Annotated in this window: 15 protein-coding genes; 8 read left to right on the top strand and 7 right to left on the bottom strand. The window is 65.5% G+C overall.

Annotation, left to right across the window (positions count from 1 at the left end):
- Positions 1-259: 259 nt before the first annotated feature.
- The 3 genes from HB681_RS00815 to gmd form a co-directional block, all read right to left on the bottom strand.
- Entirely contained in the window at positions 260-1,405 is a 1,146-nt protein-coding gene (locus tag HB681_RS00815; protein ID WP_213952844.1) for a hypothetical protein, read from the bottom strand.
- A 697-nt stretch (positions 1,406-2,102) separates the two neighbouring features.
- The gene (locus tag HB681_RS00825) at positions 2,103-2,984 is read right to left on the bottom strand and encodes a GDP-mannose 4,6-dehydratase (protein ID WP_213952845.1); all 882 of its coding nucleotides are present in this window, start codon (positions 2,982-2,984) and stop codon (positions 2,103-2,105) included.
- Complete coding sequence (gmd, locus tag HB681_RS00830) at positions 2,981-4,018, bottom strand: GDP-mannose 4,6-dehydratase (RefSeq protein WP_213952846.1); 1,038 nt, start codon at positions 4,016-4,018, stop codon at positions 2,981-2,983. The genes HB681_RS00825 and gmd overlap by 4 nt, the downstream gene beginning before the upstream one ends.
- Before the next feature lie 413 nt (positions 4,019-4,431).
- Here gmd and HB681_RS00835 point away from each other — a divergent pair, with 413 nt between their 5' ends.
- The 4 genes from HB681_RS00835 to HB681_RS00850 are packed head-to-tail and all read left to right on the top strand — an operon-like array spanning position 4,432 to position 11,076.
- Complete coding sequence (locus HB681_RS00835; RefSeq protein ID WP_213952847.1) at positions 4,432-6,825, top strand: glycosyltransferase; 2,394 nt, start codon at positions 4,432-4,434, stop codon at positions 6,823-6,825.
- Positions 6,826-6,830: 5 nt separating this feature from the next.
- Positions 6,831-7,940 (top strand): glycosyltransferase family 4 protein, encoded by a 1,110-nt coding sequence (locus HB681_RS00840; RefSeq protein WP_213952848.1) that lies wholly within the window; start codon positions 6,831-6,833, stop codon positions 7,938-7,940.
- A 57-nt stretch (positions 7,941-7,997) separates the two neighbouring features.
- A complete protein-coding gene (locus HB681_RS00845; protein WP_213952849.1) occupies positions 7,998-8,954 on the top strand; it encodes a GDP-L-fucose synthase in 957 nt (318 codons plus the stop codon).
- Positions 8,947-11,076 (top strand): glycosyltransferase, encoded by a 2,130-nt coding sequence (locus HB681_RS00850; protein ID WP_256734779.1) that lies wholly within the window; start codon positions 8,947-8,949, stop codon positions 11,074-11,076. The genes HB681_RS00845 and HB681_RS00850 overlap by 8 nt, the downstream gene beginning before the upstream one ends.
- Positions 11,077-11,157: 81 nt before the next feature.
- Here the strand turns inward: HB681_RS00850 and HB681_RS00855 are convergent, their stop codons facing one another.
- Genes HB681_RS00855 through HB681_RS00865 form a run of 3 tightly spaced genes read right to left on the bottom strand, consistent with a single transcriptional unit; the run spans position 11,158 to position 14,162 of the window.
- Complete coding sequence (locus tag HB681_RS00855; RefSeq protein ID WP_213952851.1) at positions 11,158-11,937, bottom strand: ABC transporter ATP-binding protein; 780 nt, start codon at positions 11,935-11,937, stop codon at positions 11,158-11,160.
- Positions 11,938-11,943: 6 nt separating this feature from the next.
- Positions 11,944-12,747, bottom strand: a complete 804-nt coding sequence (locus tag HB681_RS00860) for an ABC transporter permease (RefSeq protein WP_213952852.1) — start codon at positions 12,745-12,747, stop codon at positions 11,944-11,946.
- Positions 12,744-14,162 (bottom strand): mannose-1-phosphate guanylyltransferase/mannose-6-phosphate isomerase, encoded by a 1,419-nt coding sequence (locus HB681_RS00865; protein WP_213952853.1) that lies wholly within the window; start codon positions 14,160-14,162, stop codon positions 12,744-12,746. The genes HB681_RS00860 and HB681_RS00865 overlap by 4 nt, the downstream gene beginning before the upstream one ends.
- A 185-nt stretch (positions 14,163-14,347) precedes the next feature.
- Between HB681_RS00865 and HB681_RS00870 the strand changes: the two genes are divergently transcribed.
- From HB681_RS00870 to HB681_RS00880, 3 genes are read left to right on the top strand one after another with little or no spacing between them, the layout of a single operon-like run.
- Entirely contained in the window at positions 14,348-16,360 is a 2,013-nt protein-coding gene (locus tag HB681_RS00870; RefSeq protein WP_213952854.1) for an acyltransferase family protein, read from the top strand.
- A 27-nt stretch (positions 16,361-16,387) separates the two neighbouring features.
- Positions 16,388-18,253, top strand: a complete 1,866-nt coding sequence (locus tag HB681_RS00875) for a glycosyltransferase family 2 protein (protein ID WP_213952855.1) — start codon at positions 16,388-16,390, stop codon at positions 18,251-18,253.
- Positions 18,254-18,272: 19 nt separating this feature from the next.
- Positions 18,273-19,256 carry a glycosyltransferase family 2 protein gene (locus HB681_RS00880; protein WP_213952856.1) on the top strand — a complete coding sequence of 328 codons (984 nt, stop codon included), beginning with the start codon at positions 18,273-18,275 and terminating at the stop codon, positions 19,254-19,256.
- Between the two features lies 1 nt (position 19,257).
- Here the strand turns inward: HB681_RS00880 and HB681_RS00885 are convergent, their stop codons facing one another.
- Positions 19,258-20,010, bottom strand: coding sequence for a glycosyltransferase family 2 protein (locus HB681_RS00885; protein ID WP_213952857.1), 753 nt, complete (start codon positions 20,008-20,010; stop codon positions 19,258-19,260).
- 43 nt (positions 20,011-20,053) lie between these two features.
- On the opposite strand from HB681_RS00885, the gene HB681_RS00890 reads away from it, so the two are divergent.
- Entirely contained in the window at positions 20,054-21,148 is a 1,095-nt protein-coding gene (locus HB681_RS00890) for a glycosyltransferase (RefSeq protein WP_213952858.1), read from the top strand.
- The last annotated feature ends 6 nt before the right edge of the window (positions 21,149-21,154 follow it).

Genomic DNA, 21,154 nt, shown 5'->3' on the forward strand with positions numbered 1-21,154 from the left:
AGGGGGCGAACCTTTAGTGTCGTGACCATGTGCGCGCAAGACACGGGCGCGCAAGCGGTTCGCCTGTTATTTGCGGTAGAACGTGTATTTGGTGTGCTCCGTGTGGTAATTCGGACAAATTAGGTCGAGTGCTGGTTTTGCAATGCTCACCGAGACGTGAATTCGACGTGTCACACATCTCTGGACCTGTCACTGGGTCCAAGGTCCCGGCGACATGCCGGAAAGTGTCAAGCGATTTTGATTGTTAACTTTATAGCTGTTAGCGTGCCTTTGTACCCCCGCGCAAGAAGGTTGACACGCCGCGCAGCGGCGCAGTGATGCGCCAGGAAGTTGATGCCTTCAGCGCATCGCGCTGGTACTCGGCCTGTGCTTTCCGCGCCTCCGCGAATTCGCGTTCGTGCGTGGCAGTCGCGAGAGCCTGCAGGAGCGCACCCAACTCGTCGCGACTGCGCGCCTGTGCGGCAAGCGCAACCTCCAAGGCCGCGCCCGTCTGCTTGAGTTCGGCAAAGAGCCGCGCACATTCCCGCCCGGCTGCCGCCAGTTCACCGCGTAATTGTTGAGCAATGTGGCTCTCGTTGTCCAAACTTGCAAGCGCAGCGGCTTGCTGCGCCTGCGCGGTATAAAGCTGCTTCTGCGCGTCGTGCGTTGCGGCGCGAGCCTTTTCAAGTTCGCGCAAGAGCGCAATGCGATCAAGCGTATCGTGCGACGGAAAAGCGTCGCTCGCCAGGACGCGCGGCACCGAAGTCCTGGCCTTCCCGCTCGACACGTTCGCAAGCTCTCGCCCGATCCGTACCTTGCCGGGCGCGGCGAGTCGTGCATGCTCTGCAAGCGCGCGCTTCCTATCGACTTTGTCGCCGAGCACCGGATGGAGGCTCCTGTAGAGGTACTGCGCATCTTCTACGAGGCGCGGAAAATCTAAAAACACTACCGGCACTTCGTGCCGCACGAGGGCATGCAGTAGATGGTGAAAACCCATCGCAAGCACGCGCGCTTGATCGATCGGATTGAGTGAATACACCACACCGCCGGGCACCGTAGCCCAAGTACTCCAGTACAAGGCGTCTTCGGCCATGCCATTGGCAGCATAGCGCCCCCGCATCTCGTTGACTACGCGGCTCGTGGCGGCCTCGACCAAGCTGCGCATAGGAATAATCACTGCATCAATAGCGATATTTCGATCCCCGAGTAGCCGTTCGACAAACTCGAACAGCCAAGGCGACTTGCACACGTAAGGCGCGTTCGCTTGGCCGAGCAGTATGTCCTCCAGGCCAGCCTGAGCGTTCTCATCGTAGAGGTGGCTGTCCCCGCAGGACAGTTGCGTCTCCAAGCCGCAGGCCGCTAGATATTGCACAAGAAAAGTGGTGCCTGCACGACCTGTGCCGGCAATGAGCAAATGGTGCTTCATGTCTGCGTTTCCTGCTGTGTCGCTGATTCGCTCACCGGAGGTTCGACTAATGACAGCAGTCGCTCGATGCGTGCATAGACGTAAACCTCGCGGTATGCAGTGCCGATGATTGCGCGCGCCAACGCCCCATGGCTACGGTGCGGCGAGATGACCGACACGGTTGCCATGAGCTCCTGGCGACTCAAAACGCGCGCGCTCTCAGCAATGCGTCGGATGTTCTTGCGGCGGTCTGCTTCACCATAACCCGGGTCGCGGCTCAGCCCCCGTTAGAACTCGACCTCATCGAGTACGGCGGCCGCAACATCAAAGCCTGCCAAGCGTGCTCGTATGCTTCCCGCAAGGGTGAAACTGCCGCAATTAGAAAGTCTGGTCAACCAGATTACATGTGCTTCCATGATTGAATCCGCTAGCAACCGCGTTCGGCGGCAGCTTTGGAGTGCCGTGCTTCCAAACTGCCGACCGGATGCACCTCGTCACAAAGTTTGCGATATGTCACATGCGATTTGAGGGGCAGTGCGGGGCAGGCGCTAGCCTCCCGTACGCCAACTATGCCATGGACGTATGGCAACACAAATAGGTTGATCATGAGAGGCAGACCAAAGCAAACTTGTTCTCAGCGACGCCGAGCCCGAGCAGCTCACGCTAGAGAGCCAGCAGCGTAAGACCGCGCAGGCGAAGGCGCAGGCAATGCGTCAGATCAAGTCACTGGGTCGCGGCGACCAGCAACGGCCAGCATTCGCTCCAGCGTCTCTTCCAGCGGCGGCACATCCAGGCGAACACCGGACCTCGTCAGCAGGGCCACCAACCTCGACGGGTCGCCGCAGAGGCGATGGACTTCATTGGGCCGCACGAATTCCGGATCGACCGACACGCGTATCGCATGGCCCGTCAGCCGTGCGAAGAGATCGACCACATGCTGCAGGTTGTACGGCCGGCCTGAGCAAACGTTGTAGGTCTGTCCTGGCTCACCATGCGCCAGCAGCGAAAGATAGGCGTCGCACACCGTGCGCACGTCGTTGAACTCGCGCTCCACATGCAGGTTTCCGAGCGAGATGGCCGGCGCGTGGTGCGCAAAGTGCTTCGCCAGCTTGGGAATCAGGAAGTTCACGTCCTGACCGGGCCCGGTGTAGTTGAACGGGCGGGCGATCACCACGCGCAAGCGGTCCATGTAGGTGCGGGCCATGTACTCCATGGCCAGCTTGCTCATGCCGTAGTGGTTCACCGGCGCAGGCGCTTGCGTCTCACCGATGGGCGACTGCTTGCAGTTGCCGTAGACGTTCGCGCTACTGGCCAGCAGGACCATGGTCGGCGCCACCGGGAGCCGCGCCAGCGCATCGAGCAGGTTGGTGGTGCCCACGACGTTGACCGCGTAGAACGCGTCGTCGCTGGCATGCGCCACGAAGGCGATGCCCGCCAGGTGCACCACGGCGTCGGGATGGATCGTCCCGACCTCGCGTCTCAACCCCTCTAGATCCTTGAGGTTGCTGCGAAGGGGAACCACCTCGTGACCGGCCTCGCGCGCACGGGCGCCGAATGTGCGTCCGGTGAATCCGTCGGCGCCGGTGACGAGGATTCTCAAAACGAGAAACCTTGCGTGTTGCGCCGCAAGTCGGCCTCCACCATCATCTGGCAGAGTTGCTCCAGCGTGGTCTTGGGCTCCCAGCCCAGCTTGGCCTTGGCCCGGGCCGGGTTGCCGATCAGCAGTTCCACCTCGGCCGGACGGTAGAACTTGGGGTTGATGCGCATGACGGTCTTGCCGGTGGCCGTGTCGACCGCCGACTCGGCTTCGCCCGAGCCTTTGAAGTCGATCGCGATGCCCGCGCCCTTGAACGCCATCCGCACGAAGTCGCGCACGGTCTCGGTCCGGTTGGTGGCCAGCACGAAAGTGTCGGGCTCGGCGGCCTGCAGCATCAGCCACATGCCTTCGACGTATTCCTTGGCAAAGCCCCAGTCACGCTTGGCGTCGAGGTTGCCCAACTCCAGCACGTCGAGCTTGCCGAGTTTGATCTTGGCCACGCTGTCGGTGATCTTGCGGGTGACGAACTCGCGGCCGCGCAGCGGGCTCTCGTGGTTGAACAGGATGCCGCTGCTGCCGAAGATGCCGTAGCTCTCGCGGTAGTTGACGGTGATCCAGTGCGCGTACAGCTTGGCCACGCCGTACGGACTGCGCGGATAGAAGGGCGTCTCCTCGACCTGCGGAATCGCCTGCACCTTGCCGAACATCTCCGAGGTGCTGGCTTGGTAGAACTTGATCTTCGGGTTGATCAAGCGAATGGCTTCAAGCAGATGCAGCGCACCGATGGCCGTGATCTGGGCCGTGGTCGTCGGCTGGTCGAAGCTGACGCCGACGAAGCTCTGGGCCGCGAGGTTGTAGACCTCGTCCGGTTCGGCGGTCTTGATGAGGCCGAGCGAACTGCCCAGGTCGGTCAGGTCGTATTCGACGAGGTGCAGGTCGGGATTGTTCTGGATGCCGACTTCCTCGATGCGCCAGAAGTTGACTGAACTCGTCCGGCGATAGGTGCCGTAGACCACGTAGCCCTTGTCCAGCAGGAGTGCGGCCAGATAGGCGCCATCCTGGCCCGTAATCCCCGTCACTACAGCGCGTTTCTTCATTGTTGTCCTTTGATAACTGTGGCGAGTGAAGTCATAGACCAATTGGCCTATGAACCCTGCTCGGAATCAATCGATTTTGCCGCAAAGAATGCTTGGCGCGGCTGTGGGGGCAGTGCGAAACGCCGCATCGTGCCGCCCTCCGGCGACTGCGTTCACCATCTTCCGTAAACTCTCAAATCACAAATGTCGAAAGATGCACGGCGATTGTTTCTGGCATCCGGACCCGATGAGCCCGCCGACATTTGCTGCGACGAGCGTCGGCGCGGCGCAGTTCGCCACAATAGATGCGGCACGCCGCGGATCAGCCGAAAGGACGCGCCGGATCGACACGAAGGCCAAGCAAGTGCGGGGATCTTGCGACCCGGCGGGGATGACCCCCCGGGCCAACGAATGAATTGGATTGATTGAAAACGATGAGTGAATCGAACCCGCGCCTGGCCCTTGACATGTACGTACTGGCCCAAGGCGTGAAGACAGGGGTCTATCGAGTTTGTGATGAGGTCTTTCCGTTGCTGGCCTCCTCCGGGCGATTCGATACGCGGCTGTTCTATCGGGATGGCGATGAAGCACGCGCTGCGACCTATCCGAACGCGAGTCGATTGCCCGGCCCGAGCCATCAGGCCCCCGATCACCAACCCTCCGACGACGCCGACATCCTCCTCTCGCCGTTCGGCGTGGCGCCCAAGGCCTGGCTGACCGATCACCGCGTCCTGCACGCGCACATCGTCTACGACCTGATCGGCATCAATCGGCCGGAGTACTTCCCGGAAGTCGCCGCGGCCGAGGTGCGTGCCATCGTCGACAGCCTGCACGATCACACCGTCATCTTCGCGATCTCGGAGTCCACCAAGAACGACCTGCTGGCGGCCCGGCCGGACCTCAGCCCGCGGCAGGTCACGGTGATTCCGCTGGCGGCAGGCACCGCCTTCCGGCCCTGCGAAGACGAGGAAAAGAAGGTGGCGATGCGCGCCCGATACGGCATTCCCGCCGGCGTGCCCTACGTCCTGAGCCTGGCCACGCTCGAGATTCGCAAGAACCTGGAGCAGGTCGTCAATGCCTTCGTCCGCCACCTGGAGGCGGATGATGCGAGCGAGATGCACCTGGTGCTGTCGGGCATGTCGGGCTGGAAGCTGGAGCGGATGAACGAGGCGCTCTCGGCCGCTGCCAAATGGCGGCACCGCATCGTCCTGACGGGCTTTGTGGACGACGAGGATCTTTCCGCGCTCTACAGCGACGCCAACTGCTTCGTCTATCTCTCCCGCTACGAGGGCTTTGGCCTGCCGCCCCTGGAAGCCATGGCATGCGGCACGCCGGTCATCTGCTCCGACAACTCATCCTTGCCCGAGGTCGTCGGCGAGGCGGGCCTGATGTTCGATGCGGACGACGTTGCCGGCGTGGCAGACGCCATCGGCCAGATCGCGGCTTCGGATACGTACCGGCGCGAGTTGTCGCAGGCCGGCATCCAGCGTGCGCGGCTGTTCAGCTGGGCGCGCTGCGCGGACATCATGGCGGAGACCTTGAGCCTGGCCTACGCGCGTCACACGGAACGCCCCTCGAACCGGCGCCGCCACGTGCTCGCGCCCGGCGCGCTGGCCGCGCGCTATGCCCGGCCCGATGGCATCGTGGAGGCGAACATCGTCGACTATCGCAATGGCAGCCACGGCCCGCATTTCCGGCGCGTCGATCCCATGCCCGCCGCCGTAGCGGGCGGGATGTGGCCCACGTGGATCGACGCGCTGCCGGCTTCGAGCACGAAGGCGCGCGTCGAAGGCGGGCTGCGCACGCGCGGCGTGCTCAAGTCGGCCAGCGAGGATGCGCCGCTGGTGTCCTATATCACCGTGGTGCGCAACAACCCGCGCACATTGGCCAGAACCATCGAGAGCGTGCAGGCCCAGACCTATGCCAACGTGGAGCACATCGTCCTCGATGGCGCCTCGACCGACGACACGATGGAAGTCGTGCTTCGATACGCCGACAAGCTCGACTACTACGCCTCCGAACCCGACAAGGGCCTGTACGACGCCGTCAACAAGGCCATCCCGCTGGCGCGCGGCCAATTGATCTGCGTCCTCAATTCCGACGACTGGCTGGAACCCGATGCAGCCGAGATCGTGGTTCGGCGCATGGGCGACGGCTCGGGCGCGGCCATGCTGTTCACGGCGGCGCTGGTCCAGGTCGAGGACGAAGTGCGCGAATGGCACCCCGCCTTCGTCCACCCCGGCTCCTATTTCATGTGCGCGAACGATTGCCATAACGGCATCTATGCGACGCGCGGCGCCTACGAGAAATCCGGTCCCTACGACACCTCCTACAAGATTGCGGCCGACTTCAAGTGGATCATGACCTGCATGGAGGCCGCCGTGACCTTCATCTACACGCGCGAAGCGACGGTCAACTACTCGCTGGGTGGAACCTCGAGCGATGCGCGCGGGCACAGCATGGAATGCATGCGGGTGGTGGCGGAACGTTTTCCGCTGCTCTCGCCGACCGATGTGGCCGGGCTCTACCACTGCTTCTACCTGTTTGCCGGCGTGCCGGAGCTGCGGGATTATCCGACCCACCGCACCGAGTTCCTGCGCGATGTGTTTGCAAGGCATGTGTCGGATCCCGATCTCATGCAGGCCCTGGGGTGGGTGTCCTTCGAAACGCTCTGGCATCCGGCGGACCTGCAGCCCGCCACCCCCGACGCGGCCGCGCCCGCTCCCGGCGCCCGTCAACTCGTGAAGACCGCACTCAAGGACGTCCTGCGCCGCCATCCCACGGCCTTCGCATTGGCCAAGCGGCTCCATGCCTCGGTGCGAAAGTAGGCGCCATGGCCCGCGTCGCCTACGTTGACCATTCCTTCCATCGCACCACGCGCTCGACCGCGTTCCTGCCGGAGATCCTGGCCCGGCATGGCCACCAGGTCGATCTCCTGTGGGATGACGCCTGGCGCGGCGGCGCGGCCGTGGCCTGGTCGGAAGTGCAGGCGCATGACGTGGTCATCATGTTCCAGTCATATTGCCCGCCGCCGGACGCGTACTTCCGGCGGGTGCATCCCAACGTCATCTACATCCCGATGCTCGACCAGTTCGGGCTCAGCCAGGGGCCGCTGTTCAACCTGTCGAGCTTCTGGGAGCCGTTCCAGGGTTGCAAGGTGCTGAACTTCTCGAACGCGACGCACTGCATGACGACCGCATTCGGCATCGCGAGCCACCTCATCCGCTATTACCAGCCGGTCCAGGAGACCGCTGCGCCGCCGCAGCAGGGGCTGCATGGCTTCTTCTGGTTGCGTCGCGAGCAGCAATTGCCCTGGGAGACCATCCGGGCGCTCGTTTCGGGCACGGCCTTCGACAGTTTCCACATCCACCTCGCGACCGATCCGGGCACGGCGCCGCCGCAGTCGCCCTCCGCCGGGGATGTCGCCCGGCACCACATCACCACCTCGACCTGGTTCGAGGACAAGGCCGATCTGAATGCCGTGATGGCGCGGGCCAACGTCTACTTTGCGCCGCGCCTGGAGGAGGGCATCGGCCAGTCCTTCCTGGAGGCCATGGGGCGCGGCCAATGCGTGGTCGCACCGGACTTCGGGACGATGAACGAATACATCGTGCCGGGCGTCAACGGGCTGCTGTACGACCCGCGCAACCCCGGGCCGCTGGACTTCTCGGATGCGGTGGCGCTGGGTGCGCAGGCCCGACGCGGGACCGTCGAGGGACGTGCCCGCTGGGAGGCAGCCGAAGCCGATCTCGTGCGCTTCATCCTGACGCCGAGCGAGGCGCTGTATGCCGGCAAGTATCAGCACCCTCCGCTGGCACCGGCTCCGGACGGCGGCGGGAAAGGTGGCGTTCGCGCGATGGCCCAGCAGTTTGCGATCTTTCGCGCGACCCGGTTCCTTTGGCATCCTTTGCTCAGGCTGGCCCGCAAGGTGCGCGGGAACTGAGTCACTGAGTCGCTGGTCATGCTTCCATCGCAACCATTTCAAGAATCAACGGACCTCATGCAAAGAACCAAGGTATTCGTCGCGGGGCACAACGGGCTCGTAGGCTCGGCCACCCTGCTGGCGCTGCGCGCGAATCCGCGCTACGAGATATTGACCCGCAACCATGCGGAACTGGACCTGGAAGATCGTGACGCCACGCGTGCCTTCTTCCTGGAGCACCGGCCCGACCATGTCGTCATGTGCGCGGCCAAGGTCGGAGGCATCCTGGCCAACTCTACCTATCCGGTCGACTTCCTTCACAACAACCTGCGCATCCAGCTCAATGTGTTCGATGCGGCCCATGAGGCGGGGATCGATCGCATGATCTTCCTGGGCTCGTCATGCATCTATCCGCGCGACTGCCCGCAACCGATCAAGGAGGAGTACCTGTTGACCGGCCCGCTGGAGGCGACCAACCGGCCGTATGCGCTGGCCAAGATCGCGGGCGTGGAATCATGCTGGGCCTTCAACCGCCAGTACGGCACGCACTATCTCGCGGTGATGCCCACCAACATGTATGGCCCGGGCGACAGCTACCACCCCGAGAACTCGCATGTGCTGCCCGCGCTGATCCGCCGCTTTCACGAGGCCAAGATCAAGTCGGACCCATCGGTCGTGGTGTGGGGCTCGGGCAAGCCCAAGCGGGAATTCATGTACTCGCAGGATCTGGGTGACGCGGTGCGTTTCCTGCTGGAGCTGTCCGACGAGCGCTTTGCCGAACTGACGCGGCCCGATGTCACGCCGCTCATCAACATCGGCGTCGGCACGGACGTGACGATCCGCGAGGTCGCCGAACTGGTGAAGGCCACCGTCGGCTACCAGGGCGAACTCAAGCTCGATGCCACCAAGCCCGATGGCACGCCACGCAAACTGCTGGACGTGAGCCGCCTCGCGGCACTGGGATGGAAGGCGCATACCCCGTTCGATACGGGCCTGCGCCATGCCTACGAGGATTTCGTCGCGCGCCATGGTTGATAACGTATTCGCACGCTATGCGCGCCGGGCCGCCAAGGGCGCGTGGTGGCTGGCAACACCTTGGCGCATGCCCCAGCGCGTGGCCTTCCTGCGCGACCGCGCGGCCATGGAGACGCAGGCGGACGAATTGGCGGTCCTTGCCGCTCAGGAGCGCTCGCGCGCCGAACTGCGCGCAAGCGGCGCCGAGCTTCCAGCCCCCGCCGTGCTGGACCTCTTCGACGACACGGAACTGGCGCAAGGAGCCGACGTGCCTGTGGATCGCGTCGCGTGCCCACCCTGCGCGCCGGACGAGATCACCGACGCATCGAGCGCCGCGCGCTTCTGCATCGACCTCTGGCGTCGCCGCGCCGATCTCCGGCAGCGCTTTCCCGATGGCCCGGCCGGTGGTGCGAAGGGTGCGTGGGGCGATTGGGTGCTGCATGCGGGTGCAGCGGAACTTGGCCTCGACGCAGCGGCGCTGGCGCATGTCGCCAGCGTGCTGGCGAGCGATTTCTCTGCTTGCGCTCGGCAGGCTTTCCTGGGAAGCGCGGCGCTTCGCGCCGTGTTGCCTCACGGCCTGACACCGGTCGGCATGCCTGCGTTGTTCCGATGGTTCATGCGGACCGGACTGCGCCAGACCGGACTTCCACTGGAGCAACTCTGGTGGCTGCTGCTGGAAGCTGCGCACGACCCTGCGCGAGAGTTGCGACTGGCGCATGCATTCACGCCGGCTTGGCAAGCCCTGCACCCCGACGGCGGCACCCTGTTCGGCCGGGATGACCTGGCCACACGGTTCGCGGCGGAATACGGCGCCACCGGGGCCTGGCTCGACGCGCGCCATTGGCCGGAGCCTGGCGTTGCGCCCGCCGAGCAAATCCGCACGAGCTACCAGGTTCGCGAATCCTGGCGCGCGGCCCACCCCCGCGCCCTCGACGATGCGCAGGCGGCGCAGAGCCTGGTGGCATGGCTGGCCTCGCCGAAGGCGGGCCTGCCCAAGCATGTCCGCGCGTGGTGTGCGGCGCTCGACGCGCAGGCCGTCGCGGAGGCACTCGTGCAGCCGGGCGTCAACGTGATCGGCCACTTCTGCTATCCGTCCGGACTCCGCGTGTCCGTGGAATCGATGGTGCATGCGATGGAGAGCGTCGGCCTCTGCGCGTCCTTGCGCGACGTGCGCACCGACGCCAAGGACGACCCGCACCATGTCGACTTCCGCGGCATGGAGTCGCACGTCATCACGATCATCCACACGCAGCCCGAACCGTTCTTCGACGATGCCTACGCGCGTGCCGACCTGTTCGAGCGCACGCCACGTACCTACCGCATCGCCTACTGGTACTGGGAGTTCGACTCGGTGCCCGAGTCCTGGAGCGTGCAGGCGCGGCAGGTCGACGAGATCTGGGCCGCCACCGAGTTCGTGGCGCACGGCTTGCGCGAACGCTTTTCGCTTCCCGTGCGTACGTTGTTCCCCGGCGTCAAGCTGGCCCCATTCGAGCGGCGCGAGCGCACCCACTTCGGGCTGGACCCGTCGCGCTACACCTTCCTCTTCACCTTCCACATGATGAGCGTGATGGAGCGCAAGAACCCGCTGGGGCTGATCCGTGCGTTCAAGGCCGCCTTCCGGCCCGACGAAGCAGTTTGCCTGGTGCTCAAGACCTCGTTTGGTGAGCGGCATCCGCAGCAGCTCCAGGAACTGCACGACGCCGCGGCAGGCGCAAACATCCAGGTGATCAACGCGGTCTACAGCCCGGATGAAGTGCTCTCGCTCATGGAGGCGTGCGACGCGTATGTGTCGCTCCATCGCAGCGAGGGCCTGGGCCTGACCATGGCCGAGGCGATGCTGATGGGCAAGCCGGTGATCGCCACCGGCTTCTCGGGCAACGTGGACTTCATGGACGAGAGCAACAGCCTGCTGGTGCGCCATGAACTCGTGAAGCTCGGCCGCGACATCCCGCCCTACCATGCCGACCTGGAATGGGCCGAGCCTTCGACGGAGCATGCGGCCGAACTGATGCGGCGCGTGTTCGACGACCAGGAGGCGGCGCGGGCGCTCGGTGCGCGCGCCAAGGCCAGCGCCGAGGCGAACCTGTCGATCGAAGCCGCGGGCCGGCGGATCGCCCGGCGGCTGGCCGAGATCAGGGGCTGAGCCACCCCCGATGCGCCTGCAGTCCGACGAACGGGTTCCGCAGCGCACGTCCCGACGACCGCCGGTGGCGCTTGCGAAAACTCAGGCTATGCCGCGCTCAGGCTGTGTGCGCTTCGCGGCGGCGGCCTGAGCCTTGACGAAGGCCTCGACCTGCGCCTCGGTGGGCTCCACGATGCGCCCGTGCTCCAGGTAGATCACGCGATTGCACTCCTTGGCGATCAGGTCCATCGAGTGCGAGGCCAGCACCAAGATACCCGACTTGGCCACGACGTTCTTCATGCGCGTCTCGGCCTTCTCGGTGAATTCCGCATCGCCGACCGACAGCCATTCGTCCATCAGAAGGATGTCGGCCTCGATGCTGGTCGAGATCGAGAATGCCAGGCGCATCAACATGCCGGTGGAGTAGGTGCGTACCGGCATGTTGACGTAGTCTCCGAGGCCGCTGAACTCGCAGATGCCGGGCGTCAGCTCGTCGAGTTGCCGCTTGCTCATGCCCATCACCAGGCCGCGCAACATGATGTTCTCCAAGCCCGTCGCGTCGGCCTCGATGCCCAGCGCCGGGTCGATCAGGCTGGCGACGGTGCCCGTGCGGGCGAATTCGCCGGACGACGGCTCGTAGACGCCTGCCAACGTGCGCAGCAGCGTCGACTTGCCCGCGCCGTTGTGGCCGATCAGGCCGAGGCGGTCGCCGCTCTTCAATTCGAGGTTGATATTGCCCAACGCCTGGACCACGCGCACGCCCGTGTCCTGGCCGAAGCGGCCGCCCGTGACGGAGGACGCCAGCGTTTTCTTCAGCGATGCCGAGCCGGCGCCATAGATCGGAAAGTTGACCGAGGCGTCTCGGAGTGAAATGGAGGCCATGGTTCCTTACAGCCAGTAAACCACGCGACGGCGGTATTTCGAGAAAAGCAAGCTGCTGGCGACCAGGCTAACGGCGGTCCAGCCAAGAATGCCCCACCAGTTGTGCGCTTCGGCCACGCCACCCATCAGCGGTGCACGCAGCAACTCCAGCATTTGCGCGAAGGGGTTGTAGAGCACGTACTTGGCGCGCCCCGGCAAGCTCTCCGGCAGCCAGAACACGGGCGTGAGGAACATCAGCATCTGCATCAGGCTGGTCACGATCTGGGTGACGTCGCGGTAGCGTGTGCAAATGAGTCCAAGCAACAGTCCCAGCGCGTGCGCATTGATCAGCAGGATCAGGAATGCAGGCACGAACAACAGGGCTGACCAAGACAAGGAGATGCCCGCCCAGATCGCCACCGGCAGGTACAGCACGATCTGGTGCCCGAACACGATCATGTTGCGCGCCATGCCGCGCCATACGAAAAGACTGATCGGGAAGTAGCCCTGCTTGAGGTAGTTGGCCGACCCGACGAAGGTATTGCAGGCGTCCGTCACCATGCTGGAGAAGAAGCCCCAGAAGATGATGCCCAACGCCAGGTGCGGAAAGAACTTGCTCAGCTCGGTGCCGAACAGCGAGCTGTACAGCGGCCCCATGCCACCGATCATCGCGCCCATGCTCAGCGTCAGCCACAAGGGCCCGAGCATTGAGCGTCGGTAGCGCAGCACGATGTCGAACCATGCCAGCGTCCACCAGATATCGGTGCGGCGCGTGCCCTCCCACCAGTCAGCCCACGCGCTGCGATGCAAATTCGAATGTGCCTGACTCATACCCGTCCGTAAGTGTCGGCGAGACGAACGATGTCGTCCTCGCCGAGATAGCTCCCGCATTGAACTTCGACGAGGACCAGTTCGTCGTCGCCTACGTTGGTGAGGCGATGTGTTTCACCGAGAGGGATGTAGCGATACTCCCCCGGCATGGTCTTGTGTTCGACGTCGCCGACCTGCACGATGGCCGTCCCCTTGACCACCACCCAGTGCTCGGCGCGCTGGTGATGATATTGCAGGGAGAGCGATGCGCCGGGCCGCACGGTGATCCGTTTCACCTTGTAGCCGTCTTCTTCCTTGAGCGAGGCATAGGTGCCCCACGGCCGGTGCACCACCGCGGGCAGGTGCACGGTCTCATGGTGGCGCGCCTTGAGCGTGTCGACCACCTTCTTCACCTGCTGCGCACTGTCCTTGTGCGCGACCAGCAGCGCATCGGGCGTGTCCACGATCACCAGGTCCGACACGCCGACGGTGGCGACCACCTTGGGGCCATGGCTCTGCACATGAACATGGGTGCCCGTGGTGTCGATGGCGACCACGTCGGCCGGCATCGTGTTTCCGCTCGCATCGGGCGTCTGCGCCTTGGCAACAGACGGCCAGGAGCCCACGTCGCTCCAGCCGAACTTGGCCGGCACCACGTGGACGTTGTCGGCGCGTTCCATCACCGCGTAGTCGATGCTGATGTCGGGTTGCAGGCCGAAGGTATGCATGTCGAACTGCATCACGTCCTCGCTGGTCTTGGCCGAGGCCAGCGCGTTGCGCGCCGCGTTGAGGACTTGGGGCGCATGCCGCTCGAAGGCGCCGATGATCGCGTCCGCCGTGAAGCAGAACATGCCGCTGTTCCAGTAGTAGCGCCCGGTGGCGAGGTACTCCTGCGCCGTCTCGAGGTCGGGCTTCTCGACGAAGCGCTTGACCCGCTGGCTCTGGCGCGACACGTTCTCGACTTCCACATAGCCGAAGCCGGTGTCGGGGCTGGTCGGGCTGATGCCGAAGAGCACCAGGTTGCCGGCCTCCGCCAGGCGAAAGGCCTCGCTGGCGCTGGCGACGAAGGCCTCGACGTCAGGGACCAGGTGGTCGGCCGACAGCACCAGCATCACGGTGTCGCCGCCGAATTGCGCGGTGCATTGCAGTGCTGCCAGTGCAATCGCCGGTGCGGTGTTGCGGCCCTTGGGCTCCAGCAGCAGCGTGGTCTCTGGCGGGTCGGACATCTGGCGCAGCACGTCGCGGGTGAGGAACAGATGGTCCTTGTTGGTGACGATCATGAGCTTGCCGGTGCCGCAAGCCTGGCCGCGCTCGATCGCCTGCTGCAACAGCGTGGCGCCCCCCAGTTTCATGAACGGCTTTGGATAAGCCTGACGAGAAAGCGGCCAGAGTCTCGAACCTGCTCCTCCCGAGAGCACCACTGAAAGCAAACGCATTATTGTCCTTAGGATTTCATAGTTAACAATTTTACCGTCCCCCCTTTTTTGCGGGCCGGCGCTTGTGATCTCCGATTTGACCTGTGTTTCGCAGGGCTCGCCGCCTGCGCATTGCGAAGATAATCACGATCCGCTCCGCAACACTGCGGCGCCGACCGGGCCAATCCCTCCCGACCCGCCCCAGCATGCCGCCACACAAAGAAGCGCCCCACCTCCTGCATCCGAAATACCGCCCCGACATCGATGGCCTGCGGGCGGTCGCCGTGGTCTCCGTCGTCGGGTTCCATGCGTTTCCGACGGTGGTGCTCGGCGGCTTCATCGGGGTGGATATCTTCTTCGTGATTTCGGGTTTCCTGATCTCCACGATCATCTTCGGCAGCCTGGGCGGCGAGGGCTTCAGCTACCGCGAGTTCTACGAGCGCCGCATCCGCCGCATCTTCCCGGCGCTGCTGCCCGTCATGGCGGCCACCCTGGCGTTCGGCTGGTACGTGTTGCTGTCGGACGAGTTCCGGCAACTGGGCAAGCAGCTCATGGCGAGCGCGGGCTTCGTCCAGAACCTCGTGCTGTGGGGGGAGGCCGGCTACTTCGATACGGCGGCCGAGACCAAGCCCTTGCTGCACCTGTGGTCCTTGGCCGTGGAGGAGCAGTTCTACATCTTCTGGCCAGTACTCCTCGGACTGGTCTGGCGCTGGAAGGGGCCGCGCGGGCTGGTGTTCTGGATGAGCGTGGCCGCGGGGCTGTCCTTCGTGCTGAACGTGGCCGGGGTGCACCGGCATGCCGATGCGACTTTCTACTCGCCGCTGTCGCGCATCTGGGAACTGGCCGCGGGCGCCCTGCTCGCGCACGCTGGCCTGCGCCGCTTGCCGGGCACGCGGGTGCGGGGCGCGGGGCTGCGCAGCCTTGCCGGGCTGGTGCTGATCGGGCTGGGGCTGGCCATGGTCCAGAAGGGCAAGGCCTTCCCGGGCTGGTGGGCGCTGCTGCCGATCCTGGGCGCCTGCCTCTGCATCTCGGCGGGCATGGGCGCGTGGCTCAACCGCAATCTGCTGGGGTCCAAGCCTCTCGTCTGGATCGGGCTCATCAGCTATCCGCTGTACCTGTGGCACTGGCCCTTGCTGGCGTTTGCGCGCGTGGTGGAGGGTGGTGCACCGCATCTCGCGGTGCGCATCGCGGCCGTGGCGGCTTCCGTGGCGCTGGCCTGGCTGACCTATCGCTTCATCGAGCAACCCATCCGCAAGAGCAAGGGTACGGCGGCCGTGCGTGGGTTGGTGATCGGCATGCTGGTGCTGGCTGCGATGGGTGCGATCGCCTGGTCACGCCTCCTGCCGCCGCGCAACAGCGACCCGGCGCTGCAGGCGATCATCTCGGCCGGCACCGACTGGGACTATCCTGCCAGCATGAAGGAGATCGCGGTCGACGGCCAGCCGGTCTACCGCATCGGCGAGGGCAAAGGCAACGTGCTGCTGCTGGGCGACAGCCACGTCGAGCAATACGGCCCGCGCGCCCTGGAGATCGCGCGCACCGACCCGGGCCGTTTGCAGAGCCTGTACTTCGCCACGCGCGGCGCATGCCCGCCGATACCGAATCTCGTGGAAGATCGCGACCCGGGCTGCCCCGAGCGTGTGCAGATCATGCTGCGCTTCGCGCTCAGCCCGCAGATCGACACGGTGGTGCTGGGCGGCTGCTGGGCCTGCTACTTCGACGTCGGCCCGCAACCGCCGCCGCCGGATGTGCCCGCGCCCGACCATTACTACCTGCGCGAAGGCGGCTCCCGCCACATGCTGCGCGGCGGCGATGGCGTGGACCGTGCGTTCGAGGCGTTGGGCGCCAACATCCGCACGCTGAAGGCCGCCGGCAAGAAGGTGTACCTGGTGCTCAACATACCGGTCGATGGTGAGTTCGAGCCCAAGGCGCTGATCAGCGGCAGCCGCCTGGGCACCATGTCGGCCGCGCGCAAGTCGCCGACCGCGCAGGTCACCCCGTCGCAGCAGGCCATCCACGACCGGCTCAAGCGCGTGGCCGAGGACAACGGCGCCACCGTGATCGACCCGATGGCGACGCTGTGCACGCCGCAGGGCCAATGCACGCGCACCGATGCCGACGGCGTGACGATCTACAAGGACGCATCGCACCTGCGGGCGCGCTACGTGAGGCAGTCCGCTACCTTCCTCGACCCTGCCATCACGCAGCCCGCGAAATAGCCGCGTCCATCAGAGAGAACCATGGCGATGAAACGTCTAGCCCAACTGTTCCGCATTGCCGGCAAGGCCGTGCAGCATGGGCCGCGCCTCATGGGCCGCGTGCCACAGGCATGGCGGGTCTATCGCAAGGCGGGCCGCCAGGGCGTGATGTGGGAGTTGCGCCGGCGCACGCGGCCGGGCAACGACTATGCAGCCTGGGTGCAGGCGCATGACGTGCTGGACGCCGGGCAGCGTGCCGCCATCGTCGCGCGCGTGGCCGCGATGACCTCGACGCCGCTGATCTCGGTGCTGATGCCGACCTACAACCCTGACCCGGTGTGGCTGCGCGCGGCCATCGATTCGGTGCGCTCGCAGCTCTATCCGCATTGGGAACTGTGCATCGCCGACGACGCCTCGCCCAACGAGGCGGTGCGTGACGTGCTGCGCCAGTACAGCCAGGACGATGCGCGGATCAAGGTCGTGTTTCGTCCAAAGAACGGGCACATCTCGGCCGCGTCCAACAGCGCGCTGGAGGTGGTCAGCGGGCCCTGGATCGCGCTCATGGACCATGACGATCTGCTGGCCGAGCATGCGCTGTTCTGGGTCGCCGACTGCATCGCCAGCCATCCCGATGCGCGCCTGATCTATTCCGACGAAGACAAGATCGACGAGAAGGACCAGCGCTCCGACCCGTACTTCAAACCCGACTGGAACCCGGACCTGTTCCGCTCGCAGAACGTGTTCAGCCATCTCGGCGTGCTGTCCACCGAACTCGTGCGCGAGGTGGGCGGCTTCCGCCAGGGTATGGAGGGCTCGCAGGATTGGGACCTGGTGCTGCGCTGCATGGAGCGCATCGGCCCGCAGCAGGTGCGGCACGTGCCGCGCGTGCTCTACCACTGGCGCATCCATTCGGAGAGCACGGCCCGATCGATGAATGCCAAGCCCTATGCAGCCGTGGCCGGCGAGCGCGCGTTGAACGAGCACTTCGAGCGCACCGGCGTGCGCGCGACGGCCGAGTACGTGGGCTTCGGCTATCGCGCCCACTACGCCTTGCCCGAGCCACCGCCGCTGGTGTCGCTGGTCATCCCCACGCGCAACGGGCTGGCGCTGACGCGGCAATGCATCGATTCGATCGCGCGCAAGACCACCTATCCGAACTACGAGATCCTCATCGTCGACAACGGCTCCGACGATCCGGCGGTGCTGGCGTATTTCAGGGAACTGGCGGCGCGGCCCAATATCCGCGTGTTGCGCGACGACAGCCCGTTCAACTACTCGGCGTTGAACAACATGGCCGTGGCGCAGGCTCGCGGCGAGGTCGTCGCGCTGGTCAACAACGACATCGAGGTCCGTTCACCCGACTGGCTCTCCGAGATGGTGAGCCTGGCCCTGCAGCCGGGCGTCGGCGCGGTCGGCGCGCGGCTCTGGTATCCGGACATGACGCTGCAGCATGGCGGCGTGGTGCTGGGCCTGGGCGGTGGCGTTGCGGGCCATGCGAACAAGGGGCTGCCCAAGGGCTTGAACGGCTACGCCGGGCGCGCTGCGCTGATCCAGTCGTTCTCCGCGGTGACGGCCGCCTGCCTGGTGGTGCGCAAGTCGGTCTATGAAGAGGTGGGTGGGCTGGATGAAGAGCGGCTCAAGGTGGCCTTCAACGACATCGACTTCTGCCTTCGCCTGCGCGAGGCCGGTTATCGCAACGTGTGGACGCCGTATGCCGACCTGCTGCACCACGAGTCCGCCACGCGGGGCGAAGACATCGCGCCCGAGAAGCGCGAGCGCTTCCTGCGCGAAGAGAACTACATGAAGGCGCGCTGGGCCGAACTGCTTCGGCACGATCCGGCCTACAACCCGAACCTCACCGCTGACGCCGAAGACTTCAGCTACGCGTGGCCGCCGCGCGTCGAGGCGCCGTGAACCCGGCGTCGAGGCACTCATGAGCACCCCGTCGGTGTCGGTGGCCCTGTGCACCCGCAACGGCGCACGCTACCTCGCGGCGCAAGTCGAGAGCATCTGCGCACAGGTGCCTGCGCCCGACGAGATCGTGGTGTCCGACGACGAATCGCGCGACGACAGCGTGGCCATCGTCCGCGCCACGCTCGCTCGACATGGCGCAGCGGCCCCCGCACTGACCGTGCTGGAGAACCGGCCCGCCCTCGGCGTCACGCGCAACTTCGAGCAGGCCGTGCGCGCCTGCCGCTCGGAACTGATCGCCCTGTGCGACCAGGACGATGCCTGGCATGCGGGTCGGCTGGCGCGCATGGTCGATGCATTCCGCACGCGCCCGGAGTTGCTGCTGCTGCATTCCGATGCCCGCCTGGTCGACGGCGAACTGGCGCCGCTGGGCTCGACCCTTTTCGAGGCGCTGGAGGTCAAGCCCTCGGAACTGGAAGGTATCGCGTCTGGGCAGGCCTTCGCCGTCCTGCAGCGGCGCAATCTCGTCACTGGCGCCACCACCGTGTTTCGCCGGGACTTGCTGGAAGCCGCGCTGCCGTTCCCACCGGAGTGGGTGCATGACGAATGGCTCGCCGCCATCGCCGCTGCCACGGGACGCATGGACGTGCTGCCCGAGCCGCTGATCGACTACCGCCAGCACGCCAGCAACCAGATCGGCGCACGCCGGCCCACGCTTCGCGAGAAGCTGGCCAAGGCTGTCGCGCCGCGCGGCACCAAGCATGCAGAGCGCCTGCGTCGCGCCGAGGTGCTGCTCGATCGCCTCACCTCGCTGGGCCATCGGGTCACGCCGGCTTGGCTGCAGGCGCAGCGCGAAAAGGTGGCGCACCAACGATTTAGAACGGAACTGCCGGCCTCGCGACTGATTCGTTGGGCGCCGGTGCTGCTGGCCGCCGCACGCGGGCGCTACGAGCGCTTCGACCGTGGCTGGCAGTCGGTTGCGCAGGACCTGCTGGAGTCCGGCTGAGCTATGCCGGCGGCAACGCGCGATAGCGCCAGAACGCCGACGAGCTCCAGACCCTCAGCAAGCTGCCGACATGCCACTTCAGGTGCTGGCGACTGGCATGGCTTGCCCGCTGGGCTTCGTGGCGCGCGAGCAGGTTCTCGCCGACCTGCAGCTTCCAGCCTGCGAGCCGCACGCGCGCGCAGATGTCGAAGTCCTCGCCATACATGAAGAAGCGCTCGTCGAAGCCCTTGATCTGCGCGTAGGCCTGGCTGCGCAACAGCATGAAGAGGCCCGGCACCCACGCCGGGACCGCGGGGATCGCGTAACCCGGCCGCCGGCGCGTGAGGATCTCCAGCGGCGTGATGATGGCCCGGTGCTGCTCGGGCGTGGTCTTGCCGGGTTCGAGGATGCGGGGCGTCAGCAAGCCGGCGTCGGGCATGGCTTGCGCGATGAGCGGCGACAGCACGTCGTTGTCGAAGCGCATGTCGGGGTTCAGCACCAGGAACCAGTCGCTGCCGCAATGCGTGAACGCCTGGTTGTGGTTGGCGCCGAAGCCCTTGGGCGCGGCGTTGTCGATGCGCTCGACCGGAAAGCGCCACCCCATGCCCGCGGCCAGGTCCGGCTCGGGGATGTTGATCGTGAGCACGACCTTCTCGACCACGGCCGCGCTGTGGCGGTCCAATTGATCGAGCAGCGGCAGGATCAATGCCATCTGTCCGTGGCTCACGATCGACACCGTGATGGGCTTGGCTGGGCTGGAAGATGGCGTGGGCATGGTCTAATTTCGGTTGGGAATTCTAGGTTCCCCACCCACCCCAATGATTGCCCTGATCGTCATCAGCTTCTTCGTCTCGGCGATTGCCGTGCTCGCCTTCATGCGCCGGGGGCGTCGTCATGCGCGGCGCTACGGGCACGACATGCCGCAGCGCTTTCACAAGGGGCATGTGCCGCGTCTGGGCGGGGCCGGCATTTTCATCGGCACCGGCTTCGCATGGCTCGCGGCCGGATGGCCGGGAGATCCGTTCAACGTGTACTGGCCGGTGACGGGCTCCGGCCTGATGTTGCTGTGCATCGCGCCAGCGGTGATCGGCGGCATCGCGGAGGATGTGACGCAGAAGGTGCCGGTCCGCGTCCGGCTGGCCCTCACGATCGGGTCGGCGCTGCTGCTGTGCTGGCTGCTCGACCTGGGGGTCTACCGCACCGGCTTCTCCACGCTCGACGGCTGGATGCGGGCCGTGCCCTACGCCGGCATGCTGCTGGCGGCGCTGGCCATCGGCGGCTTGCCGCATGCGTTCAACATCATCGACGGCTACAACGGCCTGGCGGGCACGGTGGCGGTGCTGGTGTGCCTGGCCATCTCGCATGTGTCGCTGCAGGTCGGGGACCGGCAGCTCGCCGCCATGGTCATCTGCATGGTCGGCGCCACCCTGGGCTTCCTGATGTGGAACTACCCGCGCGGCAAGATCTTCGCGGGCGATGGCGGCGCCTACGTCTGGGGCATCGTGATCGCGGTGGCCTGCGTCTCGCTGGTGAAGCGCAACCCCACCGTCTCGCCCTGGTTCCCGATGCTGCTGCTGATCTATCCGGTGTGGGAGACGCTTTTCTCGATCTACCGCAAGCTGGCGCGCGGCCAGTCGCCCGGCACGGCGGACGCGCTGCACTTCCACCAATTGATCTTCCGCCGGATCGTGCGCGTGGCCTTTGCCGACGACGAGGCCCGCCAGCTGCTGGCGCGCAACAACCGCACGTCGCCGTACCTGTGGATGTTCGCCGCGCTGTCGGTGGTGCCGGCGGTGCTGTTCCGTAACAACACGGTCGCGTTGATGCTGTTCTGCCTGCTGTTCGTCGCGACCTACGTTTCAGCCTACCTGATGATCGTGCGCTTCAAGGTGCCGCGCTGGCTGCGGCCGTAAAGGCTG

This window comes from Variovorax sp. dw_954 (genome assembly GCF_018449755.1).
GTDB lineage: Bacteria > Pseudomonadota > Gammaproteobacteria > Burkholderiales > Burkholderiaceae_C > Variovorax.